Here is a 19,821-nt window from a genome sequence, read left to right as displayed (position 1 = left end):
CGGAAAGGTCCTTGGGTGAGCGAGAACAGCAAGCCTGGTGTGTGGGAAGGCTTCAAGTCCTTCCTCATGCGTGGCAACGTCATCGACCTCGCGGTCGCCGTGGTCATCGGGGCCGCCTTCACGAACATCGTCAACGCGGTGGTCAAGGGCATCATCAACCCGGTGGTCGGCGCCTTCGGGACACAGGACCTGGACAACTACAGCTACTGCCTGGAAAGTCCTTGCAACCCCGCGCGTGGGGGCGAGGAGGCAGAGGGCATCCAGATCATGTGGGGCACGGTCCTCAGCGCGGCCCTCACCTTCCTCATCACGGCGGCCGTCGTGTACTTCCTGATGGTCCTGCCGATGTCGCGCTACCTGTCGCGACTGGCGGCCCGCCGGGAGGCGAAGTACGGCACGCCCGAGGTGCCGGTCTCGGAGCTGGACGTACTGAAGGACATCAGGGACGAACTCGTCGCGGCCCGGATCGCGCGCGGCGAGTCCGCGCCGAACGGTCCGGCGGCGCCCGGAGCGACGGCGGGACCGCCGCCGGAGGGGCCGGGCACGCCGGAAGGCCCGGCAGGGGGCCAGGGGCCCACGAAGCGCTGAGCCAGGCCCGGGGGTGCACGCCCGGCCTTCTCCACGGCCGGGGGTGCGCGCCCGACCTCATGCGGCGCGCTCGGCGGTCAGATGTGGTGCGGGGGCTTCTCGTCGAGGAAGCGGGCCAGGTCGGCCGTCGAGCCACCGCGCGGGACCGGGCGGTCGCCCCAGCCCCGGTCGGAGTCGTCGCGACCCCGCCCGTAGAGCGGGTCGTCGAAGACCAGGCGCGCCTTCGCCCGCCGCAGCCGGGCGGCCTCCACGTCCTCTGCGGGTGCGGCTACCGCTTCCGTGGGGACGGGTACAGCTTCGATGGTCCCCTCTGGGGAGGCCACAGCGGATTCACCCGTGCCCGGAGCGTCCTGGGACGTCTGGCCCTCCTCCGGGCCGTTCGTCTCCTCTTCCGCCGAACCGGTCGTGCCGGCCTCCGCCGGGCCCGGCAGGGGCTGCGGGGAAGGGCTGGTCATCGGCTCGGGGGTCTCGCTCATTCCTCCAGCGTACGTCCGTGCTCCGGTTTCCCGGCGGGCGAGCGGTACGGACCGGAGCGGCGGGCGCCGGTGATGCGGGCCCGGAGGCGCGGGGGCGAGCGGGACGTACCGGCCGAACAGACCGGACAGGCCGAACGGGCCAGAGAGGCCGCGCGAACGCAGGACGAAACTGCGCGAGGGTCTTCATGGGGGCGCTCACGCCCTCCTCGGCGCCCCCTGGGCCCGCCGTGGCGCCCCTCGCGCGCATCCGCACCACCTTGGATGCCGTGCGACCCCGCAGCCCCCGCTGGCCTCCCCCACGGCGGGCGGCCGGGCCGGGCGTCGAGGTGCGAGCGACCATGCGCCGCACGGCTCCCGGGGGCGGTGCTCTTGCCCCGCCAAGGGCACGGCGTCGGCGAGGGACGGCGGGCTCGACATCGCCGCCCGGGTTTGAGCGGCGGAGGGCAACCCTTTGGGTGGACGAGGCGTCAGTTTCCGTACAAGCGTGCCGTCTTCCGCCTCGGCGACACTTGGCGCTACCTTCCGAGCGTCGCTTCCGGATTCGGGGCATACGACGACGGCATGTGCGGGAACTTCCCACGGCCTTCGTTCGTTTTCACGATTCCCGGACATGATGTCCAACCATAGGGCTACGGTATGCACCCACGAGGTGACATGCAGCAACGCCGGGAGATGCCTTGAGCGTTCCGTACGAGACACCTGAGTCGCCGGAGAACCCCCTCATGCGACTGCTTGGACGCGCCCTCAACTCATTCGAACTGCCCGACGAGATCCTGTCTCGGCTCGACTCCGCACTCGCCCACGACACCTCCCTGCACTCGGCGCACCACAGCGCCACGCTGCACCAGGAGACCTACCGCCACTGCTGGTTGCTGCCCGACGGCAGTGATCTCACCCTGTGGGAGATCACACGGCGCGGCGCTCCCGGCGACGAGACGCTCCACGAGGTCTACGCGGACCCCGAGGAAGCCAGGGTGGCCGCTTCGCGCGACCCCTTCGGGCCGACGGAGTGGCACACGTGGTCGTCCGACGACGAGCCGTCCGCCGCCGACCTGATCGCCGAGGAGACCGTCCCGCACCGCGAGTACGTCCCGGACAACTCGGCCGACCACGCCCGCCGGCTGCTGCGCCGGGCCGAGAACGAGGACTGCCCGCGCGAGGACATCGCCGACCTTCTGCGGAACGCCTTCGCGCACGAGATCACCCAGGCGTTCACGCGTCCGGGACTGCGGGCCACCGCCGGTATCGGCTTCGCGCTCTACGAGCACGCCTTCCTCCTCCTGGACGGGACCGAGGGTGTCCCTGTGGGAGGTCGAGCACACGGCGACGCCCGACCGGCGCCACATGTGCGAGGTCTACGAGACGGAAGGGGAGGCGCACGAGGCGATGGAACGCCGCGCTCGCGTGCTCTGAGGCGCGTCCGGAGGGCGGGTTCGGGTCGGTCGTCCATGGCCGGACCCATCCGGACCCGTACCCCCCCCCCCCCCCCCGACGCAGCCCCGCCCTCCAGCCGCCCGGCCCCCACGGTCCCGGACCCACCGGGACGCGTGAAGCAGAGACCAGGACGGCCAGCTGCGACGGGAAGGCCACGCGTCCCCCGCCTGAGCCCTCAGCGCGGGATTGCGCACGAGAGCGCGGGATTGCGCACAAGCGGGACGACCGGCACGGACCACAACCGGGCGGCCGGCACAGGGGACGGAAACGGGTCGGGGGTGGCCTATCGGCACCACCGGCCACGGTTGCCGCCGGCCTCCTCACCCCGCCCGTGAACGCTCACCCCGCCCGTGTACGTCCTCAGCCGCGCTCTTCGAGGCGTCGGACGAGGCCCGCGAAGGCGGCGCGTTCGGCTGGGGTGAGTTCGACGCTCTCCGACGTGGGGACGGACTGGCGCGGTATCCGGGGGCGCCGCGTACCGGCGGAAGCCGGAATCGTGGCGGCACGCGGGACAGCGGGCTCGGCGCCGCGTACCCCACGGACGCCGCGCACCCCGCGGGCGAGCCCAACGGCCCAGGCGACCGCCGCCGTTACCAGGGCGGCCACCCCGACCTGCTGCATGACCGATACGTGCTGAGGCATGGCTTCAGTAGACCTCACTCCACTGGACCAATGAGAGGAAAAAGTAGGATTCTTACTCCCGAAGTGACGCATCTCCTATGCCACTTCTGCCCAGGTTCGCCCCGATGCACGCGTCCGCGCGTCTCCTCGCACGTTCACGTCCACCTGCCCCCGAAGCGCACCGCACACCCCATGGCACGCCGAAGGGCCCGTGCCTCGCGGCTCGGGCCCTTCCGGTACGCCCCGGGGTGTGCGGGGGCGGGGGCTCGCGGCGGTCCCGTCCGTTACGCCGCCGCGTCGAAGCCGGTGTCGTGCGCCAGCTTCTTCAGTTCGAGCAGGGCGTGCTTCTCGATCTGGCGGATGCGCTCCCGGGTGAGGCCGTGCTGCTTGCCGACCTCGGTCAGGGTGCGCTCGCGGCCGTCATCGATGCCGTAACGCATCTTGATGATCGAAGCGGTGCGCTCGTCGAGCCGGCCGATCAGCTCGTCCAGCTCCTCGCTGCGCAGCAGGGTCATGACGGACTGCTCGGGCGAGACGGCGGAGGTGTCCTCCAGGAGGTCACCGAACTGGGTGTCGCCCTCGTCGTCCACGGACATGTTGAGCGAGACGGGGTCGCGCGCCCAGTCGAGGACGTCGGAGACGCGCTCGGGTGTCGAGCCCAGCTCGGCGGCGATCTCGGCGTGCTCCGGGTCGCGGCCGTGCTCGCGGTTGAACTCGCGCTGGACCCGGCGGATGCGGCCCAGCTCCTCCACGAGGTGGACGGGCAGCCGGATGGTGCGCGACTGGTCGGCGATGGACCGGGTGATGGCCTGCCGAATCCACCAGGTCGCGTACGTGGAGAACTTGAAGCCCTTGCGGTAGTCGAACTTCTCGACCGCGCGCACCAGGCCCGCGTTCCCCTCCTGGATCAGGTCGAGGAGCGGCAGTCCGGCGCGCGGGTAGCGCCGGGCCACGGCGACGACGAGTCGCAGGTTGGAACGGATGAAGACGTCCTTGGCGCGCTCGCTCGCTTCCCAGAGCGCTTCGAGTTCCTCGCGGGACGTCTCGTTCTTGGTGTCGGTCTCGCCGTCGAGGATCTGGCGCGCGAAGACACCCGCCTCGATGGTCTGCGAGAGCTCGACCTCCTTGGCGGCGTCCAGCAGCGGCGTACGGGCTATCTCGTCGAGGTACATGCCGACCAGGTCGCGGTCGGCTATCTCTCCGCTCATGGAACGGGCACCCCTGGAACCCCGGGTCTCCCCGGAGCCCGAAGCCTGGGAGGCGCCGCTCCCTGTGGCGGACTGACGACGGGCGACGGCACGGGTTGCCATGCGTGCTCCCTTGCGATGGTGGGTGGACGTGCTCCCTGTCGGATGCCGCACTCGACACGCTCTCGCGCGGGAGTGCTTCACCCTCGCGGGTGCCCGGCATCTGTGGGAAACAACGACCGGAAACAGGACAGAATTCCCCGGGGGCACATCAATCTTCGGGATCATGCAGTACCCTGTCGCGCCACAGGGGGAGGGAACATGCCAGAATCCACCGAAAAGGTGCAGGTCAGGGCGGGGCGTGAGGGAGATCTTCCGCAGCTCACAGAGATCTACAACCACTACGTGACAGAGACGCCGATCACGTTCGACACGGTTCCGTTCACTGCCGATCAGCGCATGGAGTGGTTCCGCGCTCACCCGACCGGCGGTCCGCACCGGCTCCTCGTCGCCCACGCGTCCGGCAGGCCGGCGGGGGCGGACGTGCTCGGTTACGCGACGAGCGGCGCCTTCCGGAGCAAACCGGCGTATGCGACGTCCGTGGAGGTCAGCGTCTACTGCCGGCCCGGGGAAGGTGGTCACGGGCTGGGTACGCTGTTGTACACGGCGTTGTTCGCGAGTCTCGCGGGCGAGGACGTCCACCGCGCCTACGCCGGGATCGCCCTGCCGAACCCGGCCTCGCTCGCGCTGCACGGCCGCTTCGGTTTCCGTCACCTGGGCACGTACGCGGAGGTGGGGAGGAAGTTCGGGCGGTACTGGGACGTGGCGTGGTACGAGAAGGATCTCGCGCCGTAGGACGTGCCGCGGGCGGGGGCGGTGCGCGGTCGGCCGTGGCGGCCGGCGCCTCGCGCCCCCGTCCGGGCGGGGGCGCGGTCAGAGCGAGCCGAGGTCCGCGGAGAACCAGTGCTCGGGGCGCATGCGGTAGGTGACGAGACCGGCGGTCGGGTCGCCGGTGGCGCCGGTGCGCTCGACGTAGGCGTCGACCTTGTCGGGGGCGAGGTAGCGGGCGGCGTCGGTGTAGGACTCGTCCGGGGTCGTGGGCGTCGCGGAGACGACCGGACCCTCGGCGGAGACGTAGCGGTACGTGGGTTCGGTGCGCTGCACGAGCAGGCTGAAACGCCCCGCGGCCTCGACGAGGCGGGACTTCAGCGAGTCGGCCTCGGTGAAGAAGAGCAGGTCGCCGTTGTCCTCCTGCCAGAACCAGACGGGCACGGCGAGCGGCGCGCGCTCGCCCTCCCTGGCGACGGCGAGGGTCGCGACGAGCGGCTCGTCGAGAAAGGCGCGGCGCTCCTCCGGGCTGAGTGTCATGGAGACTCCTTCGGTTGGTCCGGCTGCTGGTTCCCCGTCGGTCTCGGGCTGCTGACCAGGGGTTTCGGTACGGGTCCTGGCGGGCCCCCCGCCTTTGGCCCCAGTCCCTCCGGTCTACCCGAAAAAAGTCACTGAACGTGGGAACTAGGACTACGGTCCGTTACGTTCCTCTACTGAACGGCCTAGCGTGCGGCGTCATGACTCCCGATGACACCCCACGCGGGGCCCTTCGCCCACACCAGCAGGACACCGACGAGCGGCAGATCCGTGAGCGACCGGGGGCGGTACCGGTCGGCGCGCGGACGGAAGGAGGCGTACCGGACACAGCACACGGCCCCCGCGGGGGAGACGGCGGAGGGGTGCTCGACGAGGCCCTGGAGCGCTTGCATTCCACGGGACCGGAGCGGAACGGCTGGCTCAGCAACCACGCGCCGATGGCGGTCGAGGCGCTGGTGCGCGGCGGGCACGGCGGCACGGTGCACCGCTGGGTCGATCGCTACCGGGACAAGCTGGAGCAGGCTCCGTCCTCGTACGCGCGCGTCACCGAGGAGAACTGGCGCGAGGCGATGGGCGATCCGCGCCGGATCGCCGACTGGACGACGTACTTCGGCGTACGGCTCGCCGAGGCGCCGTGGCGCACGGTGCTCGCCACGTGGTGGCCGCGCCTGCTGCCGGGGATCGCGGCCGGTGCGACGCACCCCGTGATCCGGACCGGTCACGCCGTACGGACGTTGCTCGCGACGGAGGCGGATTCCTCGGGTGGGCGCGCGGCGGCCGAGGCGGTACGGGACCCGGCCGGGCCACGGCTCGCGGAGCTGGCGCACGCGCTCGGGTACTGGGCGGCGCGGAGTCAGCCGCTGCCTCCGGTGCGCGCTTTGGCGTCGTACGCGAGCGCGGGCGAGGCGCTGGACGCGGTGCCGGCGGTCGCGAGCCAGAGCGGGGGCATCAGGGAGCGGCTGGCGCGGCTTGACGCCTTCCCAGTGTGGCCGGCCGCCGGGCTCCGTGGTCCCGAGGAGGCGGCGGAGCGGCTCCGCGAGCTGGTCGCGGCTGCCGTACGCCGGTACGCGACGCACGCGCACGGGGAGCCGGTGATGCTCGTGCACGCCGCGACGGCGCCCAACGCGGTGCTGCGCGTGCTGCCCGCACTCCCCTCCGGGCTCTGGGCGCCGAGTGTGTCGGCGGCCTGGGCGGCGAGTGCGGCGGTGACGGCTGCCTACGGCCCGGGGCGGGCCGCGTCCTGGCAGGCGCTGGGGCGGGAGGCCGAAGTCCTCGACAGGGACGAGGTGTTCGCACGGGCGGCGGCCCACGGGGACGAGCACGCGGTGAAGTTCGCCGACACCGCACTCGACCCCGCCCTGCACCTCACCGACCCACAGGCCCGAGCGGCGGCGCTCCGCGCGGTGGAGCTCATCGAGCCGGTGTGGTGAGGGGCGGGGGTAGGGGTAGCTTCGCGAGGCGGGGGCGGCAGTGGGAGGGGGACCGTCCCTGACAGGAGCCGGGTGCAGTGGCGGGCGGGCGGGGGCTGGGCCGGTCCGCGCCCACCGGCTCGTGGGGCTGTGAGGCGTTGACATGGAGTCGGCGCCGCGGGAGGCCAGACGACGGCCCTCCCGGGCGGAACCCGGAACGCGGAACGCGGGCTGGGCCGGTCCGCGCCCGGCACGGCACGGCACGGCACGGCACGGCACGGCACGGCACGGCACGGCACTAACGGCGAACCTCCTGTGCCCGGTCACGTGCTCCGCGATCCCGTACGCCCAAGCCCCGAGTCCGGCTCCCCCGATCCGCCCCCAGTCCACGCCCGCGCCGAGACCGCAAGCCACGCACAGGCCCCGTCCCCCGGGTACAACTCCGGGACCGGCTCCCCGCCCCACCCCGCCCTGTCCCCCGGGTACGACTCCGAGCCCAGCTCCCCCGCCCCGTCCCCCAGGTACGGCCCGGTTCCAGCTCCCCGCCCCGCCCCCGTCCCCTCCCCAGCCGCACCGGGGCACCCGGTCTCCACGCCCCCCGGCTCCGCCCCGGATTCCACCCCACCCCCACCGCCGCTCACCCGCCCCTCTCGCAAGCCCCCGCCCACGGCGGCAGACGTGCGAGATGCGGAGGTCAGCCGAACTGGATGGAGCGTTTGGCGAGGCCGAGCCAGAAGCCGTCGATGACGCTGCGGCGGGTGTCGAGTTCGCCGGTGGCGTCGGCGGCGCCGAGGGTGACGAAGAGGGGGGCGAAGTGCTCGGTCCTGGGGTGGGCGAGCTGTCCGGCGGGGGAGGTGTGGCGGAAGTCGAGGAGGGAGTCGATGTCGCCGCCCTCCAGGGCCCGCCTGCCCCAGTCGTCGAACTCCGTCGACCAGCTCGGCACGCCTCCCGCGTGGCGGAGCGCCGCGAGGTTGTGGGTGAAGAAGCCGCTGCCCACGATGAGGACCCCCTCGTCCCGCAGCGGGGCGAGCTTGCGGCCGAGGTCCATCAGGCGCTCGGGGTCGAGGGTGGGCAGGGAGATCTGGAGCACGGGGATGTCGGCGTCCGGGTACATCTCGACGAGCGGGACGTAGGCGCCGTGGTCGAGGCCACGGTCCTCGACGTCCTGGACCGGGGTGCCGGCGCCGCCGAGGAGCTTGCGGACCGAGTCGGCGAGCCACGGGGCGCCGGGGGCCGCGTACTGGACCGTGTAGTAGTGCTCGGGGAAGCCCCAGAAGTCGTAGACGAGGGGCAGGGTGCGGGTGGCGCCGAGGGCGAGCGGGGCGTCCTCCCAGTGCGCGGAGATCATCAGGATCGCGCGGGGGCGCGGCAGCTCGGCCGACCAGGCGGCGAGCTGGCCGGGCCAGACCGGGTCGTCGGCGAGCGGCGGGGCGCCGTGGCTCAGGTAGAGCGTGGGCATACGGCTTGCGGCGGGGGCCGGAGTCGGCATCCGTGGACCTGCTTCCTTCTCGTGTCCTCGGCCCGGGGTCGGCGCGACCCGCGCGAGGCAACTCATGATGCTTGAAACATCAAGCGCTTCTCACTGGACGAGAGTACGACAACATTGTTTAAGCTTCAATAAGGTTGTCGGGTCGCCAGGGCCCACCGTGAGGAGGAGGCAAGGATGAGCGAGGGGAAGACGCCCGCTCCCGCCCCCGTCCCCGGGCCCGTGTGGCTGGGGGACGCCGAGCAGGAGGTCTGGCAGGCGTTCCGGCAGGCGACGACGTTGCTGGACGACCATCTCGACCGGCAGTTGCAGCGCGACGCCGGGATGCCGCACGTGTACTACGGGCTGCTCGTCACGCTCTCCGAGGCACCCGGCGGGCGCCTGCGGATGACGGAGCTGGCCTGCCGCGCGAAGATCACGCGCTCACGGCTCTCGCACGCGACGGCGCGCCTGGAACGGAGCGGGTGGGTACGGCGCGAGAACTGCCCCGCCGACAAGCGGGGGCAGTTCGCCGTGCTCACCGAGGAGGGGGCGGAGATGCTGCGGCGCAGCGCGCCCGGCCACGTCGCCGCCGTGCGCAGGGCGCTCTTCGACCGGCTCGACGGGGACCAGCAGCGAGCCCTGGGCGAGATCATGCGGACGATCGCCGACGGCCTCCAGCCCACGGCCCCGGACAGCGACCTGCCCTGGCTCCGCTGAGCCGGCCGGGGCGGGGAGCGGTCCGCCGGGCGGCGGAGACGAGCGGGCGGCGGGCGTACGGGCGTACGGGCGTACGGGCGTACGGGCGTACGGGCGTACGGGCGTACGGGCGTACGGGCGTACGGGCGAGCTTTCGCGGCCGGCGCTCGGCCCTGTCCGTAGGCGCCACCCCGCACCCGCAAGCGCGAACTCGTCCCCAGAACGCGAACGGCCCGGCGGCCGAGGGCTCGAAGCCCCCGGCCGCCGGGCCGTTCGTATCGCGTTGTGTCACCTCGGGCGTTCCGGCTCGACAAGCCCGGCCCACCAAAGGCCCCGCCCGGCCGAGCCGTCCCACCACAGGCCCCGCCCGGCCGAGCCGGCCCGCGGCAGGCCCCGTACGGAAACCCCGCACAGGGACTCCGTACCGGAACCCGCCCCGGACCGTGCCCGGCCGCCCGTGGCCCCGCTCAGTGAGCGATGACGGGGATGTCCGCGATCTCGGTGTCCGCCGACTTGGCGTCCGCCGTTTCGCCGTCGCCGCTCGTCGCCGCCGGGCCGGTCTTGCGGTTGCCCGTGGTGACGAGGGTGAAGGCGAGGGTCGCGGCGACCAGGAGGATGCCGACGGCCCACCAGATGGCGTTGCTGTAGCCGTGCACGAGGGCCTGTGCCTGGAGGAGGCGGGCGTCGCCGCCCTTGCCCGCGTGCGAGGTGAGGTACGCGGTCGTGGCCGAGGCCGCGATCGTGTTGAGGAGCGCCGTGCCGATCGCGCCGCCGACCTGCTGCGAGGTGTTGACCATCGCGGAGGCGACACCGGCGTCACGCGGCTGGATGCCGTGCGTGGCGAGCGACATGGCCGGCATGAACGCCGTACCCATGCCGAGGCCCAGCATCAGCTCGGCCGGGAGCACGAGGCTCGCGTAGCCGGAGCCGACCTCCATCTGCGTCAGGAAGAGCATGCCGACCGCGGCGAGCAGGAAGCCGGGGCCCATGAGGAACCGCGCGGGGACCCTCGTCATGAGCCGGGCACCGATCTGCGTCGAGCCGGTGATCATGCCCGCCATCATCGGCAGGAAGGCGAAACCGGTCTTGACCGGTGAGTAACCCTTCACGACCTGGAGGTAGAAGGTCAGGAAGAGGAAGAGACCGAACATCGCGATGATCGCGAGGCCCAGCGAGAGGTAGATCCCGCCCCGGGTGCGGTCGGTGACGACGCGCAGCGGGAGCAGCGGGGCCTTGACGCGCCCCTCGACCAGGAGGAACGAGCCGATGAGCACGACGGCGGCGACGAAGCTGCCGATCGTCACGGAGTCGCTCCAGCCGTCCGACTCGGCGCGCGTGAAGCCGTAGACGAGCGAGACGAGACCGAGGGTCGAGAGCAGGACACCGGGGATGTCGAGGGAGGCGCGGTTGCGCTGCCCCTTCGGCTCGGTGACGACGAAGATGGCGCCGAGCGCGGCGACGACGGCGAACGGCACGTTGACGAAGAAGGTCCAGCGCCAGTTCAGGTACTCGGTGAGGAAGCCGCCGAGGATGAGCCCGACGGCACCGCCGCCACCGGCGATGGCGCCGTAGATGCCGAACGCCTTCGCGCGCTCCTTCGCCTGCGTGAAGGTGACCGCGAGCAGCGAGAGCGCCGCGGGGGCGAGCAGGGCGCCGAAGACGCCCTGGAGGGCGCGGGAGCCGAGCAGCATGGCCTGGCCGTTGGCGGCGCCGCCGAGCGCGGAGGCCGCGGCGAAGCCGATGAGGCCGGTGATGAAGGTGCGCTTGCGGCCCCACATGTCGGCTATGCGACCGCCGAAGAGGAGCAGTCCGCCGAAGGCGAGGGCGTAGGCCGTGATGACCCACTGGCGGTTGCCGTCGGAGATGCCGAGGTCGCGCTGGGCGCTCGGCAGCGCGATGTTCACGATCGTCCCGTCGAGCACGACCATCAGCTGGGCGAGCGCGATGAAGACGAGGGCCCTCCAGCGGCGCGGATCGGGCGCCGCCGGATCGGCGTGCGAAGCGGCCGTGGGGCCGGTACGGAGGGTTTCTGACATGGGGAGATCCACCTCGGGACGCGGGCGCGCGCCGTTCGTCGGGCGCGAGCCGTGGAGGGTGACGGAAAGGACGGAGGAGCCGGTGGGCGACATCGTCGTACGCCGCACCGTGCGGGGGGTTGCGACCGGGTTAAGACGAGAAGTCGGCAGATATCGGCCCGGAGGGGACCGACACCTTGACCGGTCGGGTGTGCAAGGTGTTCAGGGAGCTGGGGGTGGTACGGGTCCTCGGGCCGTGCGGCGCGCGGTCGTACGGGCCCGGCGCGCGAGGTCTCGCGCGGTGGTACGGGCCTCGCGCGCACGCGAGGTCTCGCGCGGTGCGGCGCCGCGCCGTCCGGCCCGTACCGGCGGTACGGGGTGCGGCCGGCGGTCGCCCGCCCTCGCGAGGGGCCGTCAGGAAGGAGCCGTCAGGGGGTGCGGAGAGCCTCCAGGGTGGCGGCGCTGCCCGGCAGGGGTGAGCGGGCCGGGGCCCGCAGTCCCTCCAGGAAGAGCTGAAGATGGCGGTGGACATAGCGGTCGTTGAGGGCCGCGGTGCAGCCCGGGAGTGGCCGGGCGAGCTGGGAGAGGACGAACATCAGGTCGCCCGCGCCGACGTCGGGGCGCAGTTCCCCGGCCTCGCGGGCCCGGTCGAGCAGCGTCGCCACGCCCGCCTCCAGGCGGGTGCGGGCGGCCCGCAGGTCCGGGTGCTCGCGCTCGGCCTCGTCGGCGTTCGCGCTGAGCATCCCGCACATGGCCCCGGCACGGTCCTCGACGGCACCGTGCGCGAAGACGCACAGCGCGTCGAAGGGCCCGGAGAGGGTGAGCGCCTCCTCGGCCCGTTCGGCGGTCCGGTCCATGACGGACCTGATCGCCTCGCGGATGAGGGCGGGGCGGTCGTGGAAGTGCCGGTAGACCGTGGCGTTGCCGACTCCGGCACGGCGGGCGACCTCGTCGATCGAGACCTCCGCGCCGTGCTCCGCGGCCATCTCGCGCGCGGCGTCGATGATCCGCTCGCGATTGCGCACCGCGTCGGCGCGTGGCCGCCCGGCCTTCTTCCCCGCGCACCCCGCATCGCACGAGGCCCCCGCGCCACCGGTACGGGAGCGGGCCGCGCCATCGGCCGTGGCACCGGTCGTGCCCTCGGCCACGCCGCCTGTCGTGCCGTCCGGCACGCCGCCGGGCGCACCATCGGTCCGGCCACCGGTCATGCCGTCGGCCGTTCCGCCGGTCACGCCGCCGGTCCTGCCGTTGGTCACGCCCTCGGTCATGGCGAGCATCGCCACCTCCCTTCCGGCCCCCGCGGGGCCCTCGCGCGCGGGCCGCTGCCCGCTCGTCCGTACGTGTCGTGCGGGGCGTCCGCCGAAGCGGTGCCCCGAGTCCTGCGCGCCCGAAACGGGGACCCACTCCCCGCCTCGCGACGACACCTTCCTAAACGGGGACGGCCTCCCCGGAAATTTCCCTCACGGTGTGTGACCTGAGTCACACAAAAACCTCCGATCGGCCGCACCCGGCGCGCGCGCCGCCCGCCGCGCCCGGAGGCTGGCCGGGAAGGGGGCAGCCTCGCAGGTCAGGACGGTGGCTGCCGCGAACGGAAGGCCGGTACGCATGGAGCAGCCGACCAACGGGGCGCCTTCCCCCTCGGGCCCGATACCCGGCCGGGGCGGCCGGGCGGGCGGAAAGCCCGCACCGGACGGCCGCGCCCACGCACCGGGTACGGCCCGGCCCCGTACCGGCCGACGTGACGCGGCGGGCGCCGCCACACCCCGTACCCCCGCCGACGGCGCCTCCTCCACGTCCGCCCCCGCTCCCGCCGCCCGCCTCCGCCGCGCCGCCCGCCTCCGGCGCGGCATCGCGGTCGCCTCGCTCGCCCCGCTCGCCGTCGCCGTCACGCTCAGCACGACGGGCTCGGGCTCCCCCGACGCCGCCGGGCACTCGGCCGCGGGGCCCGTCGCCGCCGGGGGCGGGGACGGCATCGACGCGTGCCGGATATCCGGGCCGCTCGGCACGCAGATGTCGGAGGGGCTGCCGACCACCGCCGGGTACGCGCGTTCCACCGGGCGCGTGCGCGCGCTCAACCTCCTCGTCGACTTCTCCGACGCGGAGGGCGAGGGCACGGTCGACGACCGGCTCAAGGAGTTCTTCCCGCAGACGACGCGGTGGTTCGAGCGCAGTTCGTACGGGCGCATCGACTACCGGCCCGAGACGCCCGTCAAGCGCTGGCTGCGGATGCCGAAGCCGTTCTCCGCGTACGGGATAGAGCGCGGCGCGCCCTTCGAGCCGGGCTACCGCAAGCTCGTGCGCGACCTCGTGAAGATCTCCGACCCGCTCGTGGACTTCGCCTCGTACGACCTCGTGAACGTGCTCGTCACACCGAACGCCGGGCCGTCCGCGCTCGACACCGTCCTCTCGGTGACCTTCGCGGGCAACCGCGAGGCGCCGGTCGCGGACGGCGTCCCGCTCGCCAACACGAGCTTCCTCTACAGCCGCCAGGACGACGGCTCGGGCTCGTACGCGCGCACGGGCTACCGCGTGCTCCCGCACGAGAACGGCCACGTCTTCGGCCTCCCCGACCTCTACACGCAGGACGGCGGCGGCGCCGTGGGGCACTGGGACATCATGAGCGAGGACTGGGGGGCCGACAACGACCTCCTCGGCTGGCACAAGTGGAAGCTGGGCTGGCTCGACGACGAACAGGTGGGCTGCGTGGCCTCGCCGGGCACCCACGACTTCACCGTGGCGCCGCTCGCGGCGGCGGGCCACGACAGGAAGCTCCTCTTCATCCCCCTCTCGCACACGTCCGGCATCGCCGCCGAGGTCCGCACCCGGGGCGGCAACGACGACAGTGTCTGCAAGCCGGGCCTCCTCGTCTACCGCGTCGACGCGGACGTGGACACGGGCCAGGGCCCGATCACGGTCGCCGACTCGAAGAAGGAGAGCGGAGGCTGCACCCGCAGCCCCAACGTCCACGCGGAACTCTCCGACGCCCCCTTCGGCGTCGGCGAGACCTACCGCGACGACGGCTCCCGGACCCGGGTGGAGGTGCTGGGGAGGACGGAGGACGGGGAGTACCGGGTACGGGTGCACAGGGACTGAGCCGCCGAGCGCCCCCGGGCCGGGAAGCCGCCACCGACCCCGGCGGCCGAGAGGCCGGACCCCGCGACGCCCACGCGGGCCCGTCCCCCGCCCTCGTCGGCGCCCCACCCCCACTCCCCACCCGCTACACTGACGGCGGCCACCGGCACCCCGCCGACGGCCACCGGCGTCCTGGCCCAGTCCGCCTGACCCCAGGACCCCGCCTTCGTAGCTCAGGGGATAGAGCACCGCTCTCCTAAAGCGGGTGTCGCAGGTTCGAATCCTGCCGGGGGCACTAAGTCAGAGGCCCCTCATCTACGGATATCCGTAGATGAGGGGCTTCTGACATCAACGGTCACGGTCACCGACGACCGGGACGCCTCTTGAGCAGTCGATCCGTGTGGCTGATCGCTTCTCGCTGCGTGTCCTGCACGACGTGCGTGTACACCTCCATCGTGATGCTGATCTGATTGTGGCCGAGGATTTACATCACCACCTGCGGCGCCACTCCGGTCGCCGTGAGGAGCGTGGCCACATACCGTGGCGGGCGTCGTGCAGGCGGACCACCCGCAGCCCGGCGGACTGGGCGACGCGGGTGAAAGAGCGGTAGACGTTCCACGGCTCGACCTGATGACCGGTGCGAGTCGTGAAGACGTAGTCCGAGTCCTGCCACCGCTCCCCCGCTTTGGCCCGCGCGACCGCCTGACGCATCCGGTGCAGCGCAGCGGGGCGACACAGAGCGCGGGCAGCGGAACGGTTCGACGACGGCGGCTCTTGGGGTTGTCGTCGTACAGCACCCCGCGACGACACTGGGTCTGCTGACGGAGGTAGAGGACGCGGCCGTCGAGGTCGATGTCCGACCAACGCGGCCCGACCAGTTCACCTCGGCGGAGCCCATCGCGATGGCGAGGACGAACGCCGCGTACAGCGGCGTCGGCGAGCACGTGGTCCGCCGGGCTCAGGAGCTCCTCATCTCCCAGGGCGTGCTGGAAGGCCGCGCCGGTTCGGGCACGTACGTCGCCGAGCCACGTCAGCGCATGCGGATGGTCCGCTCCTCGGCACGGGAGCAGCGCGCCGACTCCCCGTTCCGTGCGGACATGAAGGCCGTCGGCAAGTACGGGGACTGAGAGAGCCGGACCGAGGCCAAGGTGCCGGCCCCGGCAGCCATCGCGGCCCGACTCGGCATCGCCGAAGACGACCTGTGCGTCCGGACGGTGTACGAGTTCCTGGCCGACGGCAGGCCGGTGCAGTTGTCGACGAGCTGGGAACCGTACGACCTCACCGCCGGAACGCTCGTCGTCCTGCCCGAGGGCGGCCCTCATACCGGGGCGGGCGTCGTGAACCGCATGGCCGAGATCGGCATCACCGTCAGCCACGCCGTCGAGCAGCCGGAGCCGCGGCACGCGAGCAACGAGGAGGCATCGCTCCTCGGCATCCAGAAGGCCGCAGTCGTCACCCACATCCGGCGCACGTACTACAGCGACGAGGGGCGACCCGTGGAGACGGCGGACATCATCGTGCCCGCCGCCCACTGCGAGATCGTCTACGAGATCCCGATCAACCACTAAGAGACCTGCCGAGATCACCTGCCTAACGACGCCTTCCACCCAAGGCGCCATCTGGATCATCCAGGGCAGATCGTGCCAGTTCACGGAAAGGCCTCAAGCTCGGCCAATGGGCACGCACGGAGGATGGCGGATCGCTCCGCCTGGCTGACTCCAGCCCGTGCCTCACGAGCGCGCCCCTCAGGACGGACCCGTAAGCCCGTACCACCGACAGAGCCTCTGCGGCCACGGCGCCAGGCCCGGCCAGAGACACGGCACTCTCGGCTTTCGAGAGCGCCGACATGAGTCGGCGCGCCTCGGTGGACCGCTCCAGCAGGTCTGCCGGTGCTGAGCCCTCCGCCGAAGCAAAGGCGGAGAGCACGGGAGCAAGTTCGTCTGCTGCATTCGCGAACCGGGCGTAGGCATCAGCGCGAGCCTGTCGCTGCCAGTGTTCGTGCTGGGAGCGGCGCTGAGAGTTCCCTGTGTTCTTGGCCGCGCGTATGGCTCCGAATGCGCCGAGGCCTGCCCCAATTACCGCTGCAGCGGCGGCGATTGTAGCCGTACCCCCTAGATCCATGGGCCCATTATGCCAAGCAACTAGACGGGATCAGAGATGGTTTTAGGTCCACTCAAGTCGCCCCACAGTTGGCAACTCTTGACATCCAAAGTTGCCATCAACGGGCCCGGACAGCGGCGCACCCAGGCGCCCCAGAGCGAGCGTCGGACCAGCCGACGAAGGCCCCAGGAGCAGACGTAGACCGAACTCCTAAAGCGGGTGTCGCAGGTTCGAATCCTGCCGGGGGCACAGCATCCAGCAGGGGCGCGGCCCTTCCTTCGCAGGTCGGAACAGGTGCGGCGCCTTTTGCCGTTTCCCCCGCCCTTCCTGGCTGCGTTCGTGCCACGCCCTCACTGAGCCCCCGGTTCGGCGCCCCACCGGCTGAATTTCCCCTCAACGATCTTGCTGTTTGTGCAGATCGCCCGTGGACGTGCGCGCGTCTCCCCCTCCGGGGAGGCTCCGCCGTGCCGGGGCTGCCGTCTGAGGGCCACCTACGAATTTTCGGAGGTGGCCCCTTTTTGGTGTGCGCGTCCGGGCCTGGGAGCGACCGTTGTCGGTGTGCGCCCGCGCGCCCCCGGTGTGCCGCGTGAGCGCCTTCCCGAGGGGGCGGTGGGCGGGCCACGGTGGGGGGACGTGACGGTCCGGAGGGGGAGGTCGGCGTGGCGAAGTGTGGTGCTCCCACCAAGGCAGGGGGACGGTGTCAGCGGAAGGTCGTGAGCGGGACCTCCAGGTGTCCGCTGCATCAAGGGCCCTGGTCCGCCTACGGCGTGGCCCAGCGCAAGGAGAAGGAAGCCCGGGAGAAGAAGCGCGGCATCCGCAAGAAGCGGTAGCCCTGGCGGGGCGGTAAGCCCATCCGGGCGGTGGGGCCGGGCCGGGAACCCGTTCTTTCGGGCCCGGCCCTCCGTCGTACGCGTGCGCGCCCCGCACGACCGGACGCCCGCACTTCAGCAGGCCCCGCGCGCCCAGCGCGCCCAGCGCGTCCCGCTCACTCCGCACGCCCGCGCGCCCGTCGCGTCCCGCCTACTCCGCGCGCCCAACCCGCCCTACGCGCTCAGCACACCCCGGACGCCCACGCACCCAACGCCCCCCGCGTCCCGCATCCCCCTCAGTTCGCCGGTTCCGGTTCCGGGGGGCGGAGTTCTTGCGGGCAGGGGGTGCCGCGGGGGATCTGGTAGGGGCCGGCGATGTGGTAGGTGCCGGGGTGGGGGGCGAGGAGTTCGGTCCACTTGTCGCCGGACTTGTCCTCGGGGGTCTCGTAGAGGCAGCCGTAGAGGTTGCGGAAGGTCTTGGGGGTCGAGTCGTCCTCGCGGTTCTTGGACTCCTCGGTCTCCTTGGGGGCGTGGTGGGCCTTGCCGTCCTTGTCCACGACGCTCAGCCACGGCGAGTACGGGATGCGGATCAGGACGCGGCCCGGGGTCGTGACCTTGATGACCAGCTCGGACTGGCCCGTGCTCGTGACCGTCGCCGGGGGTTCGGCGAGCTGGACGGGGTGCTCGACCTCGTACACCTGCCAGTTGGCGTCGGCCCACAGCAGGTCGAGGTAGGGCTGGCCCGCGGAGATGAGGGCGCGTTCGCGGGTCGCGCCGTCGCCGTCGGGCTTGTCGTCGCTCGTGGGGAGGACGACGAAGTGGACGGCCCAGCGCTTGAGCCACTCGTGGTAGTTGGCCGAGTTGAGCGTCGAGTCGTAGAAGAGCGGGTTGCGCTCCATGTCGGCCTGGCGGGTCCAGCCGCGGGCCAGGTTGAAGTACGGGGCGAGCGCCGACGCCTCGCGGTGGCCGCCGGTCGGGACGACCTCGACGCGGCCCTTCTCGGCGTCGTGGTGCTGGAGCTGGTGGATCAGCGGGGCGAGTTCGCGGCCCCAGGAGGCGGCGGGCGTCGTGTGGACGATGTCGTCGGCCGTCTTGAACCCGATCCAGAAGGTGAAGCCGCAGATCCCGATGACCGCCGTCCACCAGCGCCAGCCGCGCGTCCGCAGGTGCGGCAGCGCCGCGACGAGCACGACGCCCACGAAGAGCATCGCGAGCCGCGTGATGTTGCTGCCGATCTGCGAGCTGATGATCCACACGCCGAGCACCACGACGAAGTAGACCGCCGACGTGATCCGTACCGTGTGCCAGCCCTTGGGGACCAGGAAGAAGCAGAAGAGCGCGAAGGCCAGGGGCAGCGAGGACGAGCCGAAGGACATCGGCTGCGTGCCGGAGAAGGGGAAGAGGAGCGTCGAGGCGCCGACGACGAGGATCGGCGTGATGCCGAGGACGTACGCGCCTTTGCGGCGTTTGCACAAGAACATCGCGACGGCCACGAGTCCCACGTACAGCCCCGCGACCGGGGAGCCCGCCGTCGCGAGCGCCGCGCACAGCGCCGCCGTGACCGCGCGTGTCCTGCGCGCCCCGCGCCACGCCTCGGGCCACGTGAAGACGGCGGCCACCGCGGCGATCCCGAACATCAGGCCCAGGCCGAAGGTGACGCGCCCCGAACCGGTGTTGCACAGCAGCGCGTAGACGCCCGCGAGGCCCACCAGGTGCGGGTTGCGGACGGCGCGGATACGGCTCGCGCAGTAGGCGATGAGCCCGGCGGAGACCGTGCTCGCGAGCATCAGCGTGGTCCGGACGCCGAGCACGTGCATCAGGTACGGCGACACGATGCTGTACGAGACGGGGTGCATGCCCCCGTACCAGGCGAGGTTGTACGCCGAGTCGGGGTGGCGCCCGACGAACTCCGCCCAGGCGTCCTGCGCCGCGAGGTCGCCCCCGCTGTTCGCGAACGTGAAGAACCAGACGAGCTGGAGGACGGCGGAGAGCGTCGTGGCGACGGTGACGGGGTGGAAGGCGAAGCGGCGCCAGCGGGAACGGGGTGCGGGAGGCGGGGGCGGAGGGGGTGGCGGTGCCGGAGGGGAGGACGCCGCCTCGGGGGCGCCGCCCTGGCGCGGGACGGCCGCCTTCTCGCGTACCGGCGCCTCCCCCCGCCCGGCGGGCCTCTCCGGCACGGACGCCTTCCTCGGCCCGGCGGCCTTCCCGCGAACGGCCGCCTTCTCGCCTACGGACGCCTCTTCCCGTACCGGCGTCTCCTCCCGCACGGGGGGCTCTTCCCGTGCGGCGGCCTTCTCTCGTACGGGCGCGGGGGAACGCTCCGGGGCAGGCTCCCGCTCCGCTCCCGCGTCCCGGGGTGCGCGCACGCGGCGCGTCCCGTCCACGCCGTCGGCTCGCGTCGGCTCCGCAGTGGCCACCGAAGGCCCTCCCAACCCCGTGCCGGCCGCTCCCGGTCCTGCCGGGTGGACTTCGCGACCGCCTGTCCGTTCTGCCCCGATCCGGTGACGCTAGCACGCGCCCTGTGACCGGGGGCGAGGAGGCCCTCACCCCCGGTCGACCACGCGTCACGCCCGGTCGGTCG

13 protein-coding genes, 1 tRNA gene and 3 pseudogenes are annotated in these 19,821 nt (G+C 72.4%); 8 read left to right on the top strand and 9 right to left on the bottom strand.

Translation table 11 applies throughout. The features are described 5' to 3' along the window. Window positions 1–15 precede the first annotated feature (15 nt). The gene (gene mscL, locus STTU_RS18655; RefSeq protein ID WP_007825673.1) at window positions 16–588 is read left to right on the top strand and encodes a large conductance mechanosensitive channel protein MscL; all 573 of its coding nucleotides are present in this window, start codon (window positions 16–18) and stop codon (window positions 586–588) included. A gap of 77 nt (window positions 589–665) precedes the next feature. Here the strand turns inward: mscL and STTU_RS34280 are convergent, their stop codons facing one another. Beyond that, the gene (locus STTU_RS34280; protein ID WP_043255661.1) at window positions 666–1,064 is read right to left on the bottom strand and encodes a hypothetical protein; all 399 of its coding nucleotides are present in this window, start codon (window positions 1,062–1,064) and stop codon (window positions 666–668) included. A 677-nt stretch (window positions 1,065–1,741) separates the two neighbouring features. On the opposite strand from STTU_RS34280, the pseudogene STTU_RS18645 reads away from it, so the two are divergent. Next, window positions 1,742–2,477 (top strand): annotated as a pseudogene (locus STTU_RS18645) (DUF6227 family protein). A gap of 381 nt (window positions 2,478–2,858) precedes the next feature. Here the strand turns inward: STTU_RS18645 and STTU_RS18640 are convergent. Continuing rightward, window positions 2,859–3,140, bottom strand: a complete 282-nt coding sequence (locus STTU_RS18640) for a hypothetical protein (protein WP_043255659.1) — start codon at window positions 3,138–3,140, stop codon at window positions 2,859–2,861. Window positions 3,141–3,403: 263 nt separating this feature from the next. Continuing rightward, window positions 3,404–4,429 carry a sigma-70 family RNA polymerase sigma factor gene (locus STTU_RS18635; RefSeq protein ID WP_009066565.1) on the bottom strand — a complete coding sequence of 342 codons (1,026 nt, stop codon included), beginning with the start codon at window positions 4,427–4,429 and terminating at the stop codon, window positions 3,404–3,406. 198 nt (window positions 4,430–4,627) lie between these two features. Between STTU_RS18635 and STTU_RS18630 the strand changes: the two genes are divergently transcribed. Next, the gene (locus STTU_RS18630) at window positions 4,628–5,161 is read left to right on the top strand and encodes a GNAT family N-acetyltransferase (RefSeq protein ID WP_043255656.1); all 534 of its coding nucleotides are present in this window, start codon (window positions 4,628–4,630) and stop codon (window positions 5,159–5,161) included. Window positions 5,162–5,239: 78 nt separating this feature from the next. Here STTU_RS18630 and STTU_RS18625 read toward each other — a convergent pair whose 3' ends face one another. Next, window positions 5,240–5,674, bottom strand: coding sequence for a pyridoxamine 5'-phosphate oxidase family protein (locus tag STTU_RS18625; protein ID WP_007825661.1), 435 nt, complete (start codon window positions 5,672–5,674; stop codon window positions 5,240–5,242). 359 nt (window positions 5,675–6,033) lie between these two features. Between STTU_RS18625 and STTU_RS18615 the strand changes: the two genes are divergently transcribed. Then, entirely contained in the window at window positions 6,034–7,101 is a 1,068-nt protein-coding gene (locus STTU_RS18615; protein WP_043255652.1) for a questin oxidase family protein, read from the top strand. A 673-nt stretch (window positions 7,102–7,774) separates the two neighbouring features. Here the strand turns inward: STTU_RS18615 and STTU_RS18605 are convergent. Then, complete coding sequence (locus STTU_RS18605; RefSeq protein WP_007825657.1) at window positions 7,775–8,539, bottom strand: dioxygenase; 765 nt, start codon at window positions 8,537–8,539, stop codon at window positions 7,775–7,777. 204 nt (window positions 8,540–8,743) lie between these two features. Here STTU_RS18605 and STTU_RS18600 point away from each other — a divergent pair, with 204 nt between their 5' ends. Beyond that, complete coding sequence (locus STTU_RS18600; protein ID WP_007825655.1) at window positions 8,744–9,265, top strand: MarR family winged helix-turn-helix transcriptional regulator; 522 nt, start codon at window positions 8,744–8,746, stop codon at window positions 9,263–9,265. A 446-nt stretch (window positions 9,266–9,711) separates the two neighbouring features. On the opposite strand, the gene STTU_RS18595 is transcribed toward STTU_RS18600, so the two are convergent. After that, window positions 9,712–11,280, bottom strand: coding sequence for an MFS transporter (locus STTU_RS18595; protein WP_052862523.1), 1,569 nt, complete (start codon window positions 11,278–11,280; stop codon window positions 9,712–9,714). Between the two features lie 407 nt (window positions 11,281–11,687). Further along, on the bottom strand, window positions 11,688–12,536 hold the full coding sequence (locus STTU_RS18590; RefSeq protein ID WP_043257535.1) for a TetR/AcrR family transcriptional regulator: 849 nt from the start codon (window positions 12,534–12,536) through the stop codon (window positions 11,688–11,690). 328 nt (window positions 12,537–12,864) lie between these two features. On the opposite strand from STTU_RS18590, the gene STTU_RS18585 reads away from it, so the two are divergent. Both STTU_RS18585 and STTU_RS18580 read left to right on the top strand, forming a co-directional pair. Continuing rightward, on the top strand, window positions 12,865–14,352 hold the full coding sequence (locus tag STTU_RS18585) for a M6 family metalloprotease domain-containing protein (protein ID WP_007825649.1): 1,488 nt from the start codon (window positions 12,865–12,867) through the stop codon (window positions 14,350–14,352). A gap of 201 nt (window positions 14,353–14,553) precedes the next feature. After that, a tRNA-Arg gene (locus STTU_RS18580) sits at window positions 14,554–14,626 on the top strand. 66 nt (window positions 14,627–14,692) lie between these two features. Here the strand turns inward: STTU_RS18580 and STTU_RS35550 are convergent. Then, window positions 14,693–15,262: pseudogene (locus STTU_RS35550) on the bottom strand (tyrosine-type recombinase/integrase); the annotation flags it as partial. Here STTU_RS35550 and STTU_RS18575 point away from each other — a divergent pair. Continuing rightward, window positions 15,234–15,899 (top strand): annotated as a pseudogene (locus tag STTU_RS18575) (GntR family transcriptional regulator). The pseudogenes STTU_RS35550 and STTU_RS18575 sit on opposite strands and share 29 nt — an antisense overlap. Window positions 15,900–17,536: 1,637 nt before the next feature. On the opposite strand, the gene STTU_RS18565 reads toward STTU_RS18575, so the two are convergent. Further along, window positions 17,537–19,624 carry a hypothetical protein gene (locus STTU_RS18565; protein WP_007825643.1) on the bottom strand — a complete coding sequence of 696 codons (2,088 nt, stop codon included), beginning with the start codon at window positions 19,622–19,624 and terminating at the stop codon, window positions 17,537–17,539. Between the last annotated feature and the right edge of the window lie 197 nt (window positions 19,625–19,821).

Source organism: Streptomyces sp. Tu6071, from assembly GCF_000213055.1.
Classification (GTDB): domain Bacteria; phylum Actinomycetota; class Actinomycetes; order Streptomycetales; family Streptomycetaceae; genus Streptomyces; species Streptomyces evansiae.
Note: the sequence above shows the minus strand (reverse complement) of the source record. Positions and strands in the feature narration are given on the sequence as shown.

Bases quoted from the DNA above. Each gene is read 5' to 3' on its own strand.
- STTU_RS34280 (WP_043255661.1), bottom strand. From the start codon at position 1,064: ATGAGCGAGACCCCCGAGCCGATGACCAGCCCTTCCCCGCAGCCCCTG.
- STTU_RS18640 (WP_043255659.1), bottom strand. From the start codon at position 3,140: ATGCCTCAGCACGTATCGGTCATGCAGCAGGTCGGGGTGGCCGCCCTG.
- STTU_RS18635 (WP_009066565.1), bottom strand. From the start codon at position 4,429: ATGGCAACCCGTGCCGTCGCCCGTCGTCAGTCCGCCACAGGGAGCGGC.
- STTU_RS18630 (WP_043255656.1), top strand. From the start codon at position 4,628: ATGCCAGAATCCACCGAAAAGGTGCAGGTCAGGGCGGGGCGTGAGGGA.
- STTU_RS18625 (WP_007825661.1), bottom strand. From the start codon at position 5,674: ATGACACTCAGCCCGGAGGAGCGCCGCGCCTTTCTCGACGAGCCGCTC.
- STTU_RS18605 (WP_007825657.1), bottom strand. From the start codon at position 8,539: ATGCCCACGCTCTACCTGAGCCACGGCGCCCCGCCGCTCGCCGACGAC.
- STTU_RS18600 (WP_007825655.1), top strand. From the start codon at position 8,744: ATGAGCGAGGGGAAGACGCCCGCTCCCGCCCCCGTCCCCGGGCCCGTG.
- STTU_RS18595 (WP_052862523.1), bottom strand. From the start codon at position 11,280: ATGTCAGAAACCCTCCGTACCGGCCCCACGGCCGCTTCGCACGCCGAT.
- STTU_RS18590 (WP_043257535.1), bottom strand. From the start codon at position 12,536: ATGCTCGCCATGACCGAGGGCGTGACCAACGGCAGGACCGGCGGCGTG.
- STTU_RS18585 (WP_007825649.1), top strand. From the start codon at position 12,865: ATGGAGCAGCCGACCAACGGGGCGCCTTCCCCCTCGGGCCCGATACCC.